We start from the raw sequence: 15,762 nt of genomic DNA, 5'->3' as shown, positions 1-15,762 counted from the left end.
CTCACCCCTCGCGCTCGCTGCCCTGGCGGGCGAGCAGCTTCTCCTTGTGCAGCGAGAGGGCGATCGAGATGCCGATGAAGGTGGCGACGATGGCCAGCGAGAAGCCGATCGGAATCTGGTAGATATCGATGAACAGCATCTTGACGCCGATGAAGACGAGCACCGCCGCCAGGCCATACTTGAGCAGCGAGAAGCGGCTGGCCATGTCGGCGAGCAGGAAGTACATGGCGCGCAGGCCGAGGATGGCGAAGATGTTCGAGGTCAGGACGATGAAGGGGTCGCCGGTGATGGCGAAGATGGCCGGGATCGAATCGACGGCGAAGATGAGGTCGGAAATCTCGACCAGCACCAGCGCCAGGAACAGTGGCGTGGCGTAGCGGATGCCGTCCTGGTGGACGAAGAAGCGTTCGCCGTGCAGGCCGTCGGTGATCTTCATGTGGCCGCGCAGCCACTTGAGCAGCGGGTTGTTGGCGAGGTCCGGCTGTTCGTTGGCGAACCACCACATCTTGATGCCGGTGACCAGCAGGAAGGCGCCGAACAGGTAGAGAATCCAGTGGAACTGGGCGATCAGCCAGGCACCGGCGAAGATCATCCCGGTACGCATCAGGATGGCGCCCAGCACGCCGTAGATCAGCACCCGTTTCTGCAGTTCTAGGGGGATGCCGAAGAAGGCGAAGAGCATCAGCCAGACGAAGACGTTATCGACGGCCAGCGATTTCTCGATCAGGTAGCCGGTGATGAATTCCAGCGTCTTCTGGTTGGCCAGTTCGCGGCCGGCGGCGCCGTCGAGATACCACCACAGACCGGCGGCGAACAGGAAGGACACGGAAACCCAGATCACCGACCAGGTGGCGGCCTCGCGCATGCTGACGCGGTGCTGTTTGCCGCCGCCGACCAGAAACAGGTCGATGGCCAGCATGACCAGCACGATGCTGCCGAAAGCCGCCCATAACCAGACATTGCCGATGGTTTCCATGATCCCTCCTATGCTTCGGCTTTAACTTGTTCAGCTGATGTGGATGGCGTTGCGCGCTGCGGTGCCGGCCAGACCGTTACCCCAGGCGTCGAGCGCGCCAAGGAACAGGCGTTCCTCGCCCCGCGCCAGGTGGCCGTCGCTGCTGATCACCGAGATGATCAGCCGGAGCACCGCATGCCGGGCCTGCACCTCGGTCACCTCGGCGAACAGGCCGGCCAGCAGGTCGGGCGAGACACGCCAGTCGGCGGCACCGCCGGCCAGCCGCGAGACATCGGCGCAGAACTCGTGCAGGACCTGGACGAAGCCTTCGCGGCTGATGCCCAGCGCGGCGAAGCTACCGCGCCGGTTGAGCACTTCCAGCTCGCATTCGTCGAGTCGGCCGTCGGCAAGCAGGGCGAGGACGACCAGCCGTGCCTTCGCGGAGGCACTGTTGATCGGGTAGGCGCGCAGCGGGTGGCGGGGTTCGCTGGGCTGCGGGAACATGGCACGGGCCTGCATCGTCATCATCATCGTTTCCTTTCGTTCGAACGGCATCATTGCATGGCGTGGGGCAGCGAAACCTCCCTGCGTCTGGGCGCGGGCAAAAGCCAGCACCGGGGGCAGTCCCTCGCGGCAGGCGACTTCCTCGACCTGGCCGAGCGGGGCATCGCAAAAGGCGTTGCAATCTTCGACGGTGATCATGGGGGCTCCTCTGGGTATCGGCTGCGGGAAGTCCGCGGCACATGGGCGCAATTTACGGCCGCATCGATTTCCAATGAATGGATAATATTGGTGTTCCAACTTCCGTTTCATGGAAACGTATGAAGCCCGACGATCTCAACTTCCGTCATCTGCTCTACTTCTGGGCGGTCGCCAAGGAAGGCAGCATCACTCGCGCCGCCGAGCGTCTCGGCCTGTCGGTGCAGGCGATCAGCACCCAGCTCGGCCAGCTCGAACGTCAGCTCGGTCAGGCTCTGCTCGCGCCGCGCGGCCGTTCGCTGACCCTGACCGAGGCGGGGCGGACCGCGCTCGCCCATGCCGACCAGATCTTCCAGCTCGGCGACCACCTGCGCGATGCGCTGGCCGAGCCGTCGGCCGGCCGCATCCGGCTCGCCGTCGGCATCACCGACGCGGTGCCCAAGCTGATCGCCTTCCGCGTGCTCGAAGGCGTCCTGGGCGCGCATCCGCAACTGCGCCTGGAATGCAGCGAAGGCGAGTTCGACCACCTGCTCGGCGAACTTGCGGTCAATCGGCTCGACCTCATGCTCGCCGACCGTTCGGCGCCGCAACGCGCCAATTTGCGCCTGCAGTCGAAACTGCTCGGCAATCTGGCGATTGCCCTTTACGCGGCGCCGCAGTTGCATGACCGGTACGCCAGCGCTTTCCCGGCCGCCATGCAGGGCATGCCGCTGCTGCTGCCGGTACGTGGCGATCCGCTGCGCGCCGGCATCGATGCCTGGCTGGAAGCGAACGACATCGTCCCGCAGGTGATCGGCGAGTTTTCCGACAGCGCCTTGCTCAAGACCTTCGGTCGCGCCGGCCTCGGCATCTTTCCGGCGCCGCTCGCCCTGCGGGAAGACATCCGCGTCCAGTTCGGCGCCCTGCCCATCGGCGAACTGCCGGGCGTCAGCGAAAGCTGGTACGCGATCGCCACCCAGCGCCGTCTGCAGCATCCGGCAGTGGTGACGGTGCTCGAGGCGGGCGGCGGGTTCATCGGTGGCGGGGCGGGCTGAATCGCCCGCGCTCAGCGGTAGTGAATTTCTCGGGCGAGGAATGGTGGTTTGTCAGGGTGTTGAGGTTAAATTGCGGATGTCATGAATTCTTCGGGGCGTTGCGCATGGAGAAAATCGGGTTCTGGTCGGGTATCGTCGGCGCTTGGCCGCTCTGCCTGTTGGCACTGACGGTGAATGCCTCGGCGGCGGGCATCGTCTGCGCCAAGGCCAGCAGTCCTGTCGAGCGCGCGATCTGCGCCGACGAGCAGTTGTTGCGTCTGGATGGCTCGCTCGCCGAAATCCATGCCCATCTGCAACGCGCCTTGCCGGATCAGGCTGCCGGCTTGCGGCGGGCGCAAAAGGACTGGCTACTCAGCCGCGACCAATGCGCCGGCAACTCGAGCTGCCTGGAGCAGCTTTACAGAGAGAGAATTGGCGTTCTGTCCACGCAATGGCAGGCTACTGTCGCTACGACAATGCCGGACCAGACCGACCGACAGGCACTGCAGGTCTTGCGCGCGGCGGTCGAAACGCGTCTGCAGAGCGATCGCGAGTTCCCCTTGGAAAAGACCCTCGACGCCTTGCGCATCCGTCAGGGAATGACGCACTTCAGCAACACGCCAGACGCTGGGGCGGACGACTCGGTCGCCCGCTTTCCCCGCCATCGGCCGCCCGGAGTAACGACCGACGAGTGGCAGGCGCTGCGCAACTCCAGGATCGATGGCGACGGCGAGCATGGTCAGGCCAGTTACACCCTGCACGACCTCGACGGCGATGGCCGACGCGACCTGATCGTCGATTCCTATGTCGGCGGCACCGGCCTGTTCAACTACATCAGCGTCCTGCGGCGCCAGGGTGACCGCTTCAGCGGTGCCCACGCCGCCAATGCTTCCCTGTATTCGCTCAACGGTCGCGGCAGCAACCAGCAGGCCGTGTGGATCCGACTGGCCGGCAGGGTTTATGCTGTCTACCGCAACAGCGTCTATGGCCGGGACGATCTTTACCTACTGCGTCCTTTCGGCCTGCCGGGCAAGGTGCCGACGCTGACGTTGCGCTATCGCTATGATTGGTCGGTACCGACGGAGCAGAGGGGCGATGGCCGGCCGCCCTTCACGCTCGACGCGTCAACCCATGCGGCATTGACGCGGGCGCTGGCCGGCTTCGTCCGGCAGGACTCCGCTGGCGCCGGGACGCCGGATGAACTTCTGTGCCCGATCCCGGAGGGGGCCGACCCCGCGTCGCGCGACAGATATGTCGGCTTTGGCGCTGGACATTACACCTATGAGATGCTCGGCGACGTGCCGGTGTGGATCGGCCAGGAATGTCTGCTCGGCCGGGTCGTCGACTGGTTTGGCAACTACGCTGCCGACAGCGGTCTGTTTGCCGCGCTGTGGACGCGTCACCCCGAGACGGACGAGGAGCGCAGTTTCGAACTCCGGGCCCGTCGTCAGGTCAGCAAGCTGGAAAGCCGGTTCGGTCCAGTGGAGGGCGACATGGGGCGTTAGGCCCGTGCCGGCAAATCGTCGGAAGGGCAATTTGCCGTTTCGCCGGTGCGCTTTTTCCAGCAAAATTCCGAAGCCTGTCTGTTTTCGCAAGGAGAACGCCATGAACGATCACGATTCCCTGAGTGCCGCGCTGCAGCGCAACCGCCTCAACCGCCGCCAACTGCTCTGGTTGTTCGGCGCGGCGGCGTTGTCCGGCTGTGCGCAGTCGCCGGTTGGCGGCAAGTCGATCCTGGTTGGCATGAGCGAGGACGACGAAAAGGCGGTGGACAAGCAGGTGGCGCCGCAGCAGTTCTCGCAGGACATGGGGCCGGTCCAGGACGGCGAGGTCAATCGCTACCTGAGTTCGGTCGGCGAGCGCATGGACAAGCTGACGCACCGGCCGCAGATGCCGTACTCCTACCGCGTGCTCAACGCCAACCACGTCAATGCCTACACCTTTCCCGGTGGGGCGATGGGGGTGACGCGCGGGATCATGGTCGATCTGCAGAACGAAGCCGAACTGGGCGCGTTGCTCGGCCACGAACTGGGCCACGTCAATGCGCGGCACGCGGCGCAACGCCAGGGGCAGGCGATGGTCGCCCAGGTGGCGGTGGCCGGGGCCAGCATCGCCGCCTCGTCCACCGAGTGGGGCGGGCTGGTCGCGGTCGGCGGCCAGCTTGGCGCCAGCGCGCTGCTCTCCAGCTATTCGCGCGACAACGAGCGCGAGGCCGACGCCCTGGGCCAGGAATACATGGTGCGCGCCGGCTATCCGGCAAGCGGCATGACCGGCCTGCACCAGTTGCTGGTCGACCAGCAGAAGGAAGCGCCGGGCCTGCTGCAGACCATGTTCTCGACCCATCCGATGAACGTCGAGCGGCGCGACACTGCGCGTCGGCTGGCCGAGGGCAAGTATGCGGCGAGCCTGAAGCGCGACCCCGGGCGCGAGCGCTTCATGGACAACACGGCGTCGCTGCGCCGCATCAAGCCGACCATCGAATCCTGCCAGAAGGGCGAGGTGGCGATGGCCGACAAACAGTACGGCAAGGCCGAAGGGCAGTTCCGCGAGGCCCTGAAGAAAACACCGCGCGACTATCCGGCCAACCTGCTGATGGCGCAATGCCTGCAGGCGCAGGATCGCGACCGCGACGCGCTGGGCTACGCCGAATCGGCGAAGGCGATCTATCCGCAGGAAGCGCAGGCGCACAAGCTGGTCGGCGTGCTGGCGCTCGGCCTCAAGGACCCGGCCGCCGCTTACGCCGGACTCGACCGTTACGACCGGCTGCTGCCGGGCGATGCCGGCATCGGCTTCCTCAAGGGGGTGGCGCTGGAAGGCATGGGCAAGCGCCAGGAAGCGGCGCAGCAGTACGCCGGCTACCTGCGCAACAACCGTCAGGGCAAGGCCGCCGAATACGCCTACAGCCGGCTCAAGGGCTGGGGCTACGCCAAGTAGGGTGAGCGCTTACTCGCCGAAACTGCGCAGGCCGTCGAGGTCGATGACATTGATGCCGCCGTATTCGCTGCGCACCAGGCCAGCTTCCTCAAGCACCTTGAGGCCCTGGTTGGCCCGTTGCCGGGAGACGCCGGCGAGGTAGCCGAGTTCTTCCTGGGAAATCTGCAGCAGGCGGTTGGTGCCGGGGTAGAGCACCGGGTTGAACAGCGCCGCCAGGACGCGGGCGATGCGGGTGTCGATGTCGAGCATGCGCTCGTTTTCCATCATGCCGATGAACTGGCCGAGGCGTTCGTTCAACTGGGTGATCATGAAGCGGTTGAAGGCGATGCTGTGGTCGAGCAGCCACAGGAAGGTGCCGCGGCTCATGAAGGCGACGCGGGTGTCGCGGATCGCCATGACGTCGTAGCGGCGCGGTTCCTCCTTGAGCAGCGAGCCTTCGCCGAACCAGGCGCCGCTGCTGATGCCGGTCAGCGACGTGGTCTTGCCCGAGGTCCAGTGGCTGGCCATCTTGCCCAGCCCGTCGACGATGCCCATCCAGTGCGTGACCGCCTCGCCCTTCATGCAGATGAAGGCGCCGGCCGTGAAGCTGCGTTCGACGGTGCCGGCCAGCGCGCGCTGCATCTCCTCCTCACTCAGCGCCTGTCCCCACTGGGAGCGCCGCAGCAATTCCTCAGCGTTCTTCATTTTTTATCCGGATTGTCTGCCAGACGACAATTGTACGCCGCGCCTGTGCTTACACTGGCCCGCAGGTCAGGAAAAGGCGGCGTCTGCAAGACTGGTGTAAGAAAGCCGGCGCCACAATGAACCTAATGACACATGACCGCGAACGATGAGTCGCGGCGGAGGAGACAATTTATGCCCACGCAGGCGAAACACGCCGCGCCGGATGGTCTGCACACCTTCCCGCGGCTGCTCATGCATCATGCGACGACCCGGCCGCAAGCGCCGGCGATGCGCGAGAAATACCTCGGCATCTGGCAAACCTGGACCTGGTCCGACGTCGCCGACCGCGTCCGCGCGCTGGCCTGCGGTCTGGCAGCGCTCGGTTTCAAGCGCGGCGACAACCTGGCGATCATCGGCGACAACCGGCCGCACCTGTACATGATGATGACCGCCGCCCAGTGCCTCGGTGGCGTGCCGGTGCCGCTTTACCAGGACGCGGTGGCGGCCGAAATGCTCTTCGTGCTGCAGGACGCCGGTATCCGTTTCGTCGTCGTCGAGGACCAGGAACAGGTCGACAAGATGCTCGAAGTGCGCGAGCAGGTGCCGACGCTGGAACACGTCATCTACGACGACCCGCGCGGCATGCGCCACTACAACCAGCCTTTCCTGCACGACATCCACGAGTTGATGGAAATGGGCCGCATCCATGACCGCAACCACCCGGATTTCCTCGACGCCGAAATCGCCCAGGGGCATTTCGACGATACCTCGGTGATGCTTTACACCTCGGGCACCACGGGCAAGCCGAAGGGCGTCTGTCAGACGCACGCCGCTTTCATCGCCGCCGCGCGCGGCGGCATCGAGGTGGACCGCATGAGCGCCGACGGCGACATCCTGTCCTACCTGCCGATGGCCTGGGTCGGCGATCACCTGTTCTCCTTCGCCCAGGCGATGGTCGCCGGCTTCACGATCAACTGTCCGGAATCCGGCGACACGGTGATGACCGACCTGCGCGAGATCGGCCCCACCTACTATTTCGCGCCGCCGCGCGTCTTCGAAAGCCTGCTGACCTCGGTGATGATCCGCATGGAGGACGCCGGCAAGCTGAAACAGAAGATGTTCCATCACTTCATGGCGGTGGCCAAGCGCTGCGGCGCCGACATCCTCGACGGCAAGTCGGTTGCCGCCGGCGATCGCTTCCAGTACTGGCTGGGCAACCTGCTGGTCTATGGCCCGCTGCGCAACGTGCTCGGCCTCAGCCGGGTACGCGTCGCCTACACCGCTGGTGCCGCTATCGGCCCCGAATTGTTCAAGTTTTACCGCTCGATCGGCATCAACCTCAAGCAGTTCTACGGTCAGACCGAAACCTGCGCCTACGTCTGCCTGCAGCCGGACGGCCAGATCAAGTTCGATTCGGTCGGCCAGCCGGCGCCCGGCGTCGACATCCGGATCGCCGACAACGGCGAGGTGCTGGTCAAGGGGCCGATGCTGCTCAAGGAATACTACAAGCGCCCCGACGCCACCGCCGAGTCGATCAACGCCGACGGCTGGTTCATGACCGGTGACGCCGGCTTCCTCGACGAGGACGGCCACCTGAAGATCATCGACCGCGCCAAGGACGTCGGCAAGCTCGGCAACGGCGCGATGTTCGCGCCCAACTACATCGAGAACAAGCTGAAGTTCTTCCAGCACGTCAAGGAAGCCGTCTGCTTCGGCGCCGACCGCGACATGGTCACCGCCTTCATCAACATCGACATGGGTGCCGTCGGCAACTGGGCCGAGCGGCGCGGCATTGCCTACTCCGGCTATACCGACCTCGCCGCCAAGCCGCAGGTCTATGAACTGATCCAGCAATGCGTCGAGGAAGTGAACGCCGGCCTGGCGCACGACGTCATGGTCGCCGATTCGCAGATTCACCGCTTCCTGATCCTGCACAAGGAGCTCGATCCCGACGACGACGAACTGACCCGCACGCGCAAGGTCCGCCGCAACTTCGTCTCGGAAAAGTACAAGGTGCTGATCGACGCCCTCTACGCCGGCAAGGACAGCCAGTTCATCGAGACCGAGGTCAAGTTCGAGGACGGACGGCGCGGCAAGGTGTCCGCCGACCTGCGCATCGTCGATTGCAAGACCTTCCCGATTGCCAGAAAGGCCGCCTGAGATGAGCAAACAAATCGGTGAGGTCATCCTCGACCTGCAGAACATTTCGCTGCGCTTCGGCGGCGTCAAGGCGCTGACCGACATTTCCTTCGACGTCCGCGAACACGAGATCCGCGCCATCATCGGCCCCAACGGTGCGGGCAAAAGCTCGATGCTCAACGTCATTAACGGCGTCTATCACCCGCAGGAAGGCAAGGTCTTCTGGCGCGGCAGCGAGCGCAGGAAGATGGAGCCGCACATGGCGGCGCAGCAGAACATCGCCCGCACCTTCCAGAACATCGCGCTGTTCAAGGGCATGAGCGTGCTCGACAACATCATGACCGGGCGCATCACCAAGATGAAATCGACCTTCCTTGAGCACGCGCTGTGGTTCGGCCGCGCCCGCCAGGAAGAGCTCGAACACCGCAAGAAGGTCGAGGAGGTGATCGACTTTCTGGAAATCCAGCACATCCGCAAGACGCCGGTCGGCCGCCTGCCCTACGGTCTGCAGAAACGCGTCGAACTCGGCCGGGCGCTCGCCGCCGAACCGAAGATGCTGCTCCTCGACGAGCCGATGGCCGGCATGAACGTCGAGGAGAAACAGGACATGTGCCGCTTCATCCTCGACGTGAACGACCAGTTCGGCACCACCATCGTGCTGATCGAGCACGACATGGGCGTCGTCATGGACATCTCCGACCGCGTCGTCGTCCTCGACTACGGCAAGAAGATCGGCGACGGCGTCCCGGACGAGGTCAAGAACAACGAAGACGTGATCAAGGCCTATCTGGGCGCCGGTCACTGAGGAGACACGCATGGAAATCGTATTCGCCGCGACACTGCTGTCGCTCCTGCTCTGGGTCGCTGCCCGTTCGCACGCTGCCCGCCGGCAACGTCAGACCGCCCGCGCCGACTTCCGGGAGTAAGCCATGGAATTCTTCCTTGAAGTCCTCATCGGCGGCCTGCTCTCGGGTGTCATGTACGCCCTGGTGGCCCTCGGCTTCGTCCTCATCTACAAAGCCTCGGGCGTCTTCAACTTCGCCCAGGGGGCGATGGTCTATCTCGCCGCGCTGTCGGTGGTCGGCATCATGGAGTGGGGGGCGCCGCTGTGGCTGGCGGTGATCCTCGCCTTCGCCATCATGACCGCCTTCGGCATCGCCACCGAGAAGTTCGTGCTCAGGAAGCTGGTCAACCAGCCGCCGATCGCGCTGTTCATGGCCACCATCGGCCTGACCTTCTTCATCGAGGGCCTGGCGCCGATGATCTTCGGCTCCGACCCGCGCGCCCTGGATATCGGCATCGTCGACGAGCCGATTCCCTGGATTCTCGACAACTGGAACATGGTCATTTCCAAGTTCGACCTGATCGCTGCCGGCGTTGCCGCCGTGCTGGTCACCGTGCTCGCGCTGTTCTTCCAGTACACCCGCATCGGCCGCGCCCTGCGCGCCGTCGCCGACGATCACCAGGCGGCGCTGTCGATCGGCATCCCGCTGCAGCACATCTGGGCCATCGTCTGGGGCGTCGCCGGTTTCGTCGCGCTGGTCGCCGGCATGATGTGGGGCGCCCGCAACGGCGTGCAGTTTGCGCTCACCTTCACGGCATTGAAGGCGCTGCCGGTGCTCATTCTCGGCGGCTTCACCTCGGTGCCGGGTGCCATCGTCGGCGGCCTGATCATCGGCGCTTCGGAAAAGCTCGCCGAAATCTACATCCCGCCGGTGATGCAGGACCTTTTCGGCGGCAACTTCGGCGGCATCGAAGGCTGGTTCCCCTACGTGCTGGCGCTGCTCTTCCTGCTGGTCAGGCCGGAAGGCTTGTTCGGCGAACGCCACATCGACCGCGTCTAGTTTGCAGCCATGCTTGCCGCAACTTCGTTACTCGTCCTTGCCGTACTAATCGTACTGTCTGCGTCCTCGCGCCTCGTTGCGTCGGCGCATGATCTGCAAACCGGAGTTTGAACCATGCTTTACCGTGAAGCCGGTCAATTCAAGACCTCCTACGCCGCCGACCAGCAACTGTTCCCGATCCGCCAGGACCGCATCGGCCTGCTGTTGCTGCTCGCCCTCGCCTTCGTCGGGGTGCCGATGTTCGCCAGCGAGTACTGGTTCTCGGCGATCCTGATTCCCTTCCTGATCTTCTCGCTGGCCGCGCTCGGGCTCAACATCCTGACCGGTTACGCCGGCCAGTTGTCGCTGGGCACCGCCGCCTTCATGGCGGTTGGCGCCTACGCCGCCTACAACTTCCAGCTGCGCGTCGAGGGCATGCCGATCCTGGTTTCCTTCATCTGTGCCGGCCTGACCGCGGCCGGCGTCGGCATCCTGTTCGGCCTGCCCAGCCTGCGCATCAAGGGTTTCTACCTGGCGGTGGCGACGCTGGCGGCGCAGTTCTTCATCGTCTGGTGCCTGACCAAGTTCCCCTGGCTGTCGAACAACTCGTCGTCCGGGGTGATCTCGGCGCAGAACATCGAGATCCTCGGCTACGCGTTCGACACGCCGCGCGACAAGTACCTGCTGGTCCTGGCGATCGTCGTTCTGCTCGCCCTGGCGGCCAAGAACATGGTCCGCTCGACCACTGGCCGGGCCTGGATGGCGGTGCGCGACATGGACGTCGCCGCCTCGGTGATCGGCATCCGCCTGATGCGCACCAAGCTGCTCGCCTTCGCCGTCAGTTCCTTCTACTGCGGCGTCGCCGGCGCGCTCTATGCGTATTGCTACCTGGGTTCGGTCGAACCGGACGGCTTCTCGCTCGACATGTCCTTCCGCATCCTGTTCATGGTCATCATCGGTGGCGTCGGCTCCATCCTCGGTTCCTTCCTTGGCGCCGCCTTCATCCTGCTGCTGCCGATCTTCCTCGACATTGCCCTGCCGTTCTTCGCCGGCCTGTTCGGCCTGCCGTTTTCCAGCGCCACCGTGTCGCACATCCAGATTCTGGTGTTCGGTGCGCTGATCATGTTCTTCCTGATCGTCGAGCCGCACGGGTTGGCCCGTCTGTGGCAGATCGCCAAGGAGAAGCTGCGCCTGTGGCCGTTCCCGCACTGAGAACCGGCCGTTTTTCGTAACACTGGAGGAGACATACACATGAAAAAAGTTTTCAAACCCGCTGTTGCCGCTGCCGCGGTTTCCCTGGCCATGCTGTCGCAGGCTGCCTACTCTGCCGAACAATTCTTCCCCATCCCGAGCTACCGCGTCGGCGCCTACGGTGCCAACGGTCAGGCCTTCTACGGTGGCTTCATCGACTACCTGAACTACGTGAACATGAAGGACAAGGGTGTGAACGGCGTCACCCTGACCTGGGAAGAATGCGAAACCGAGTACAACAACGCCAAGGGCGTCGAGTGCTACGAGCGGATGAAGGGCAAAGCGGCGCAGTCGGCCGGGCCGATCCACACCATGTCGACTGGCATTTCCTACGCCCTGATCGACAAGTCGGCGCAGGACAAGCTGCCGCTGGCGATGATGGGTTACGGCCGCACAGATGCCGTCGATGGCTCGGTCTTCCCCTACGCCTTCCCGCTGGTCACCACCTACCAGATGCAGGCCTCGGCCATCGTCAAGTTCGTCAAGGACAAGCTGGGCGGCAGCCTGGCCGGCAAGAAGATCGTCTATCTCTACCATGACTCCGCCTACGGCAAGGAAGCGATCGTCGCCCTCAACGCCGAAGCCGGCCTGAACAAGTTCGAACTGGTGCAGATTCCGGTCGCCCATCCGGGCAACGAGCAGGGCGCGCAGTGGCTGAAGATCCGCCAGGAAAAGCCCGATTTCGTGATCTTCTGGGGCTGGGGCGTGATGAACCAGACGGCGCTGAAGGCGGCGCAGAAGGTCGGTTTCCCGCGCGACAAGATGATCGGCTCGTGGTGGACCGGTTCCGAGGAAGACGTCATCCCGGCCGGCGAAGCGGCCAAGGGCTACATGGCGGCGACCTGGAACGTCGCCGGCAAGCAGGTGCCGGTGATCGCCGACATCGAGAAGGTGGTTTATGGGGCCGGCAAGGGCAACCTGCAGGACAAGGGCAAGATCGGCACCATCCTCTACAACCGCGGCGTTTCCGCCGCCGTGCTGTCGGTCGAGGCGATCCGCAAGGCGCAGGACAAGTTCGGCAAGGGCAAGGCGATGAACGGAACCCAGGTCGCCTGGGGGCTGGAAAACCTCGACATCACCGACGCCCGCCTGAAAGCACTGGGCGCCACCAACCTGCTGCCGACCATCAAGACCTCGTGCAGCAACCACGAAGGTTCCGGCAAGGTGAAGATCCAGCAGTGGGACGGCGCCAAGTGGGTGCCGGTGTCCGACTGGATCGAAGGCAACAAGGGCTTGATCCACCCGCTCTTCGAGGCGTCCGCCAAGCAGTACGCCAAGGAAAAGGGCATCACGCCGCGTGACTGCAGCAAGGAAAAATAAGCCGGGCCGCCGGGCGCGCTGCCGCGCCCGGCGCTTCCTTCCGTGATGGGAGAAGACATGAACACACAAGCTGCAACGGCTGAAAACTACCTGAGCATCAACAACATCGAGGTCATCTACGACCACGTGATCCTGGTCCTCAAGGGCGTGTCGCTGGCCGTGCCGAAAGGCAAGATCGTCGCCTTGCTGGGCGCCAACGGCGCCGGCAAATCGACGACGCTGAAGGCGATTTCCAACCTGCTGCGCGCCGAGCGCGGCGACGTGACCAAGGGCTCGGTCGAATACAAGGGGCAGCGCATCGACCAGTTGTCGCCCAACGAACTGGTCAAGCGCGGCGTCATCCAGGTCATGGAAGGCCGCCATTGCTTCGGCCACCTGACCATCGAGGAAAACCTGCTGACCGGCGCCTACACGCGCAGCATCTCGCGCGGCGAACTGAAGGACAGCCTGGAAAAGGTCTACCACTACTTCCCGCGCCTGAAGACGCGACGCACCTCGCAGGCCGGCTACACCTCAGGCGGTGAGCAGCAGATGTGCGCGATCGGCCGGGCGCTGATGGCCAATCCCGAGATGGTGCTGCTCGACGAGCCGTCGATGGGCCTGGCGCCGCAGATCGTCGAGGAAATCTTCGAGATCGTGAAGGATCTGAACGCCCGCGAACAGGTCAGCTTCCTGCTCGCCGAACAGAACACCATGGTCGCGCTGCGCTATGCCGATTTCGGCTACATCCTGGAAAACGGGCGGGTGGTGATGGAAGGCGACGCGGAGGAGCTGCGGACGAACGAGGATGTGAAGGAGTTCTACCTTGGCCTGAGTTCGGCGGGGCGCAAGTCGTTCAAGGACGTCAAGCACTACAGACGCCGCAAGCGCTGGCTTTCGTAGAGGGTTGCAGGGCGCCCCGCATGGCGGCGTTGTCGGCCGGCTTGTTGGCAGGAGCCAACGGCGCCGGCCTCCGCCTTGCCCTGCGGGGCTACTTTGCAACCCTTGGCGCAGAGGTACAGGCACAGGCACAGGTACAGGCACAGGCACAGGCACAGGCACAGGCACAGGCACAGGCACAGGCACAGGCACAGGCACAGGCACAGGCACAGGCACAGGCAGCTGGCGCTGGCACAGGCAGCTGGCGCTGGCGCTGGCGCTGGCGCTGGCACAGGCAGCTGGCGCTGGCGCTGGCAGAACCGCTTTTCCGCGGTGACCGTCAAAACGGAGAAAATTGAAATGAGCTTCTACGATCCGCTCGAAACCCGCGATCCGGAGGACCGGGAAGCGGACCTGATGGCCCGTCTGGCACGTCAGGTGGCGCACGCCCGCTCGGGTACCGCCTATTACCGGCAGGCGCTGGCCGGGGTCGAGGCGGCGGCGTGTGCGACGCGGGCGGCGCTGGCGCGCCTGCCGCTGACGCGCAAGCGCGACCTGATCGAACTGCAGAAGGCGGCGCCGCCGTTCGGCGGGCTGAACGCCTTGGCGCCGGGCGAGGCGCGGCGGGTTTTCGCGTCGCCCGGGCCGATCTACGAATTGCAGGGCGGCGACGTCGATCACTGGCGCATGGCGCGCGTCCTGTTCGCAGCCGGTTTCCGCCGCGGCGACCTGATCCACAACTGCTTCTCCTACCACTTCACGCCCGGCGCCTTCCTCATGGAGGGCGGCGCCCGCAAACTCGGCTGCGCGGTCTTTCCGGGCGGCGTCGGGCAGACCGAGCAGCAGGTGCAGGCGATGGTCGACCTGCGGCCTGACGGCTATGTCGGCACGCCGTCCTTCCTCCGGATCATCGTCGAGAAAGCCGAAGAACTGGGCGCCGACATTTCTTCGCTGAAGAAGGCGCTGGTCTCCGGCGAAGCGCTGCCCGGCGTCACCCGCGCCTGGTTGAAGGAGCGCGGGATCGCCGTCCGCCAGTGCTACGCGACCGCCGACATCGGGGCGATCGCCTACGAAAGCGAGGCCGCGGACGGCATGGTGGTCGAGGAGGACCTGCTGGTCGAGATCGTCCGTCCGGGCACCGGCGATCCGGTGCCGGTCGGCGAAGTGGGCGAGGTGGTGGTGACTAGCTTCAACACCGACTATCCGCTGATCCGCTTCGCCACCGGCGATCTGTCGGCGATCCTGCCCGGCATCTCGCCCTGCGGCCGGACCAATATCCGCCTGCGCGGCTGGCTCGGCCGGGCCGACCAGACGACCAAGATCAAGGGCATGTTCGTCCATCCCGAGCAGATTGCCGAGATCGCCCGGCGCTTTCCGGAAGTCGCCCGCATGCGCCTGGTGGTCGACAACCCGGATGCCCAGGATCGCATGGTCCTGCACTGCGAAACGGCGGCAAATCCGGACGGCCTGGCCGGGAAATTGGTGGAAAGCCTGCGCGAACAGACGAAATTGCGCGGTTCAGTCGAATTTGTTGCGCCCGGGGGCTTGCCGAACGATGGAAAGGTGATTGAAGATAGACGGGTCTACTGACCTGGAATCCCGTCAATGCGCGTACTTGCTCTCGCCCTGGCCCTGCTGGCCGTGCCGTTGCAAGCCGAGGAAGCCTCGCTGCGTCCGTCTGCCAGCCTGTTGTTCAAGTATCCCGAGCTGCTGCGCCCGGGCAGTTGCACGGTGTACCGCGAGGGCGGCGCCGGCTGGATCATGGTCGAACCGATGTATTACCTGCGCGGTACCGTCGTCAGCAGCGAGGTGACGACGCGCAAGCTGCAGCAGTGTCCGGCGGTGCCGGGCAAGACCCGCGAACAATACACGCGCCAGGAGTACGTCCGCCTGGTCGAGGCGACGCCCTGTCTGGCGGTCGGCGAAGCCGAGCGCGACGCGCAGGTCGGCGTCGTCCGCCTGCGCGTCGACGACTGGGAGACGCCGCACCTGCGCAAGGCGGAAAACACCGGCCGCCTCTACCGCGGCCTCTTCCTCGACCGGCCCCTGCAGAAGGGCATGGAGATCGAGCTCGAGGCCGACCTGCTCGGCCCCTGCGATCCCTGAT

Annotated in this window: 15 protein-coding genes; 12 read left to right on the top strand and 3 right to left on the bottom strand. The window is 64.8% G+C overall.

Annotated elements, in window-relative coordinates; all coding sequences use genetic code 11:
- Position 1 precedes the first annotated feature (1 nt).
- Positions 2-976 (bottom strand): TerC family protein, encoded by a 975-nt coding sequence (locus tag ACLIIZ_RS06905; RefSeq protein ID WP_416691376.1) that lies wholly within the window; start codon positions 974-976, stop codon positions 2-4.
- A gap of 30 nt (positions 977-1,006) precedes the next feature.
- A complete protein-coding gene (locus ACLIIZ_RS06900) occupies positions 1,007-1,657 on the bottom strand; it encodes a tellurite resistance TerB family protein (protein ID WP_416691375.1) in 651 nt (216 codons plus the stop codon).
- Between the two features lie 119 nt (positions 1,658-1,776).
- Here ACLIIZ_RS06900 and ACLIIZ_RS06895 point away from each other — a divergent pair, with 119 nt between their 5' ends.
- The 3 genes from ACLIIZ_RS06895 to ACLIIZ_RS06885 all read left to right on the top strand — a co-directional run bounded on the left by ACLIIZ_RS06895 (position 1,777) and on the right by ACLIIZ_RS06885 (position 5,601).
- Positions 1,777-2,688 (top strand): LysR family transcriptional regulator, encoded by a 912-nt coding sequence (locus tag ACLIIZ_RS06895; RefSeq protein WP_416691374.1) that lies wholly within the window; start codon positions 1,777-1,779, stop codon positions 2,686-2,688.
- A gap of 104 nt (positions 2,689-2,792) precedes the next feature.
- Positions 2,793-4,172, top strand: coding sequence for a lysozyme inhibitor LprI family protein (locus tag ACLIIZ_RS06890; protein ID WP_416691373.1), 1,380 nt, complete (start codon positions 2,793-2,795; stop codon positions 4,170-4,172).
- 100 nt (positions 4,173-4,272) lie between these two features.
- Positions 4,273-5,601: a M48 family metalloprotease gene (locus ACLIIZ_RS06885; protein WP_416691372.1), complete on the top strand. Its 1,329-nt coding sequence runs from the start codon at positions 4,273-4,275 to the stop codon at positions 5,599-5,601.
- Positions 5,602-5,610: 9 nt separating this feature from the next.
- Here the strand turns inward: ACLIIZ_RS06885 and ACLIIZ_RS06880 are convergent, their stop codons facing one another.
- A complete protein-coding gene (locus tag ACLIIZ_RS06880; RefSeq protein WP_416691371.1) occupies positions 5,611-6,285 on the bottom strand; it encodes a Crp/Fnr family transcriptional regulator in 675 nt (224 codons plus the stop codon).
- Positions 6,286-6,456: 171 nt separating this feature from the next.
- Here ACLIIZ_RS06880 and ACLIIZ_RS06875 point away from each other — a divergent pair, with 171 nt between their 5' ends.
- The 9 genes from ACLIIZ_RS06875 (at position 6,457) to ACLIIZ_RS06835 (ending at position 15,761) form a co-directional block, all read left to right on the top strand.
- A complete protein-coding gene (locus ACLIIZ_RS06875; RefSeq protein ID WP_416691370.1) occupies positions 6,457-8,424 on the top strand; it encodes an AMP-dependent synthetase/ligase in 1,968 nt (655 codons plus the stop codon).
- 1 nt (position 8,425) lies between these two features.
- Positions 8,426-9,208 (top strand): ABC transporter ATP-binding protein, encoded by a 783-nt coding sequence (locus ACLIIZ_RS06870; protein ID WP_416691369.1) that lies wholly within the window; start codon positions 8,426-8,428, stop codon positions 9,206-9,208.
- A 124-nt stretch (positions 9,209-9,332) separates the two neighbouring features.
- Positions 9,333-10,247 (top strand): branched-chain amino acid ABC transporter permease, encoded by a 915-nt coding sequence (locus ACLIIZ_RS06865; protein WP_416691368.1) that lies wholly within the window; start codon positions 9,333-9,335, stop codon positions 10,245-10,247.
- A gap of 114 nt (positions 10,248-10,361) precedes the next feature.
- Positions 10,362-11,438 (top strand): branched-chain amino acid ABC transporter permease, encoded by a 1,077-nt coding sequence (locus ACLIIZ_RS06860; protein ID WP_416691367.1) that lies wholly within the window; start codon positions 10,362-10,364, stop codon positions 11,436-11,438.
- 39 nt (positions 11,439-11,477) lie between these two features.
- Complete coding sequence (locus ACLIIZ_RS06855) at positions 11,478-12,797, top strand: ABC transporter substrate-binding protein (protein WP_416691366.1); 1,320 nt, start codon at positions 11,478-11,480, stop codon at positions 12,795-12,797.
- A gap of 57 nt (positions 12,798-12,854) precedes the next feature.
- Positions 12,855-13,679 (top strand): ABC transporter ATP-binding protein, encoded by an 825-nt coding sequence (locus ACLIIZ_RS06850; RefSeq protein WP_416691365.1) that lies wholly within the window; start codon positions 12,855-12,857, stop codon positions 13,677-13,679.
- A 20-nt stretch (positions 13,680-13,699) separates the two neighbouring features.
- Complete coding sequence (locus ACLIIZ_RS06845; protein ID WP_416691364.1) at positions 13,700-14,014, top strand: hypothetical protein; 315 nt, start codon at positions 13,700-13,702, stop codon at positions 14,012-14,014.
- A gap of 1 nt (position 14,015) precedes the next feature.
- Entirely contained in the window at positions 14,016-15,245 is a 1,230-nt protein-coding gene (locus tag ACLIIZ_RS06840) for a phenylacetate--CoA ligase family protein (RefSeq protein WP_416691363.1), read from the top strand.
- Positions 15,246-15,260: 15 nt separating this feature from the next.
- Entirely contained in the window at positions 15,261-15,761 is a 501-nt protein-coding gene (locus tag ACLIIZ_RS06835) for a hypothetical protein (protein ID WP_416691362.1), read from the top strand.
- Position 15,762 lies beyond the last annotated feature (1 nt).

This window comes from Azonexus caeni (assembly GCF_048146105.1).
Taxonomy (GTDB): domain Bacteria; phylum Pseudomonadota; class Gammaproteobacteria; order Burkholderiales; family Rhodocyclaceae; genus Azonexus; species Azonexus aromaticus_B.
Note: the sequence above shows the minus strand (reverse complement) of the source record. Positions and strands in the feature narration are given on the sequence as shown.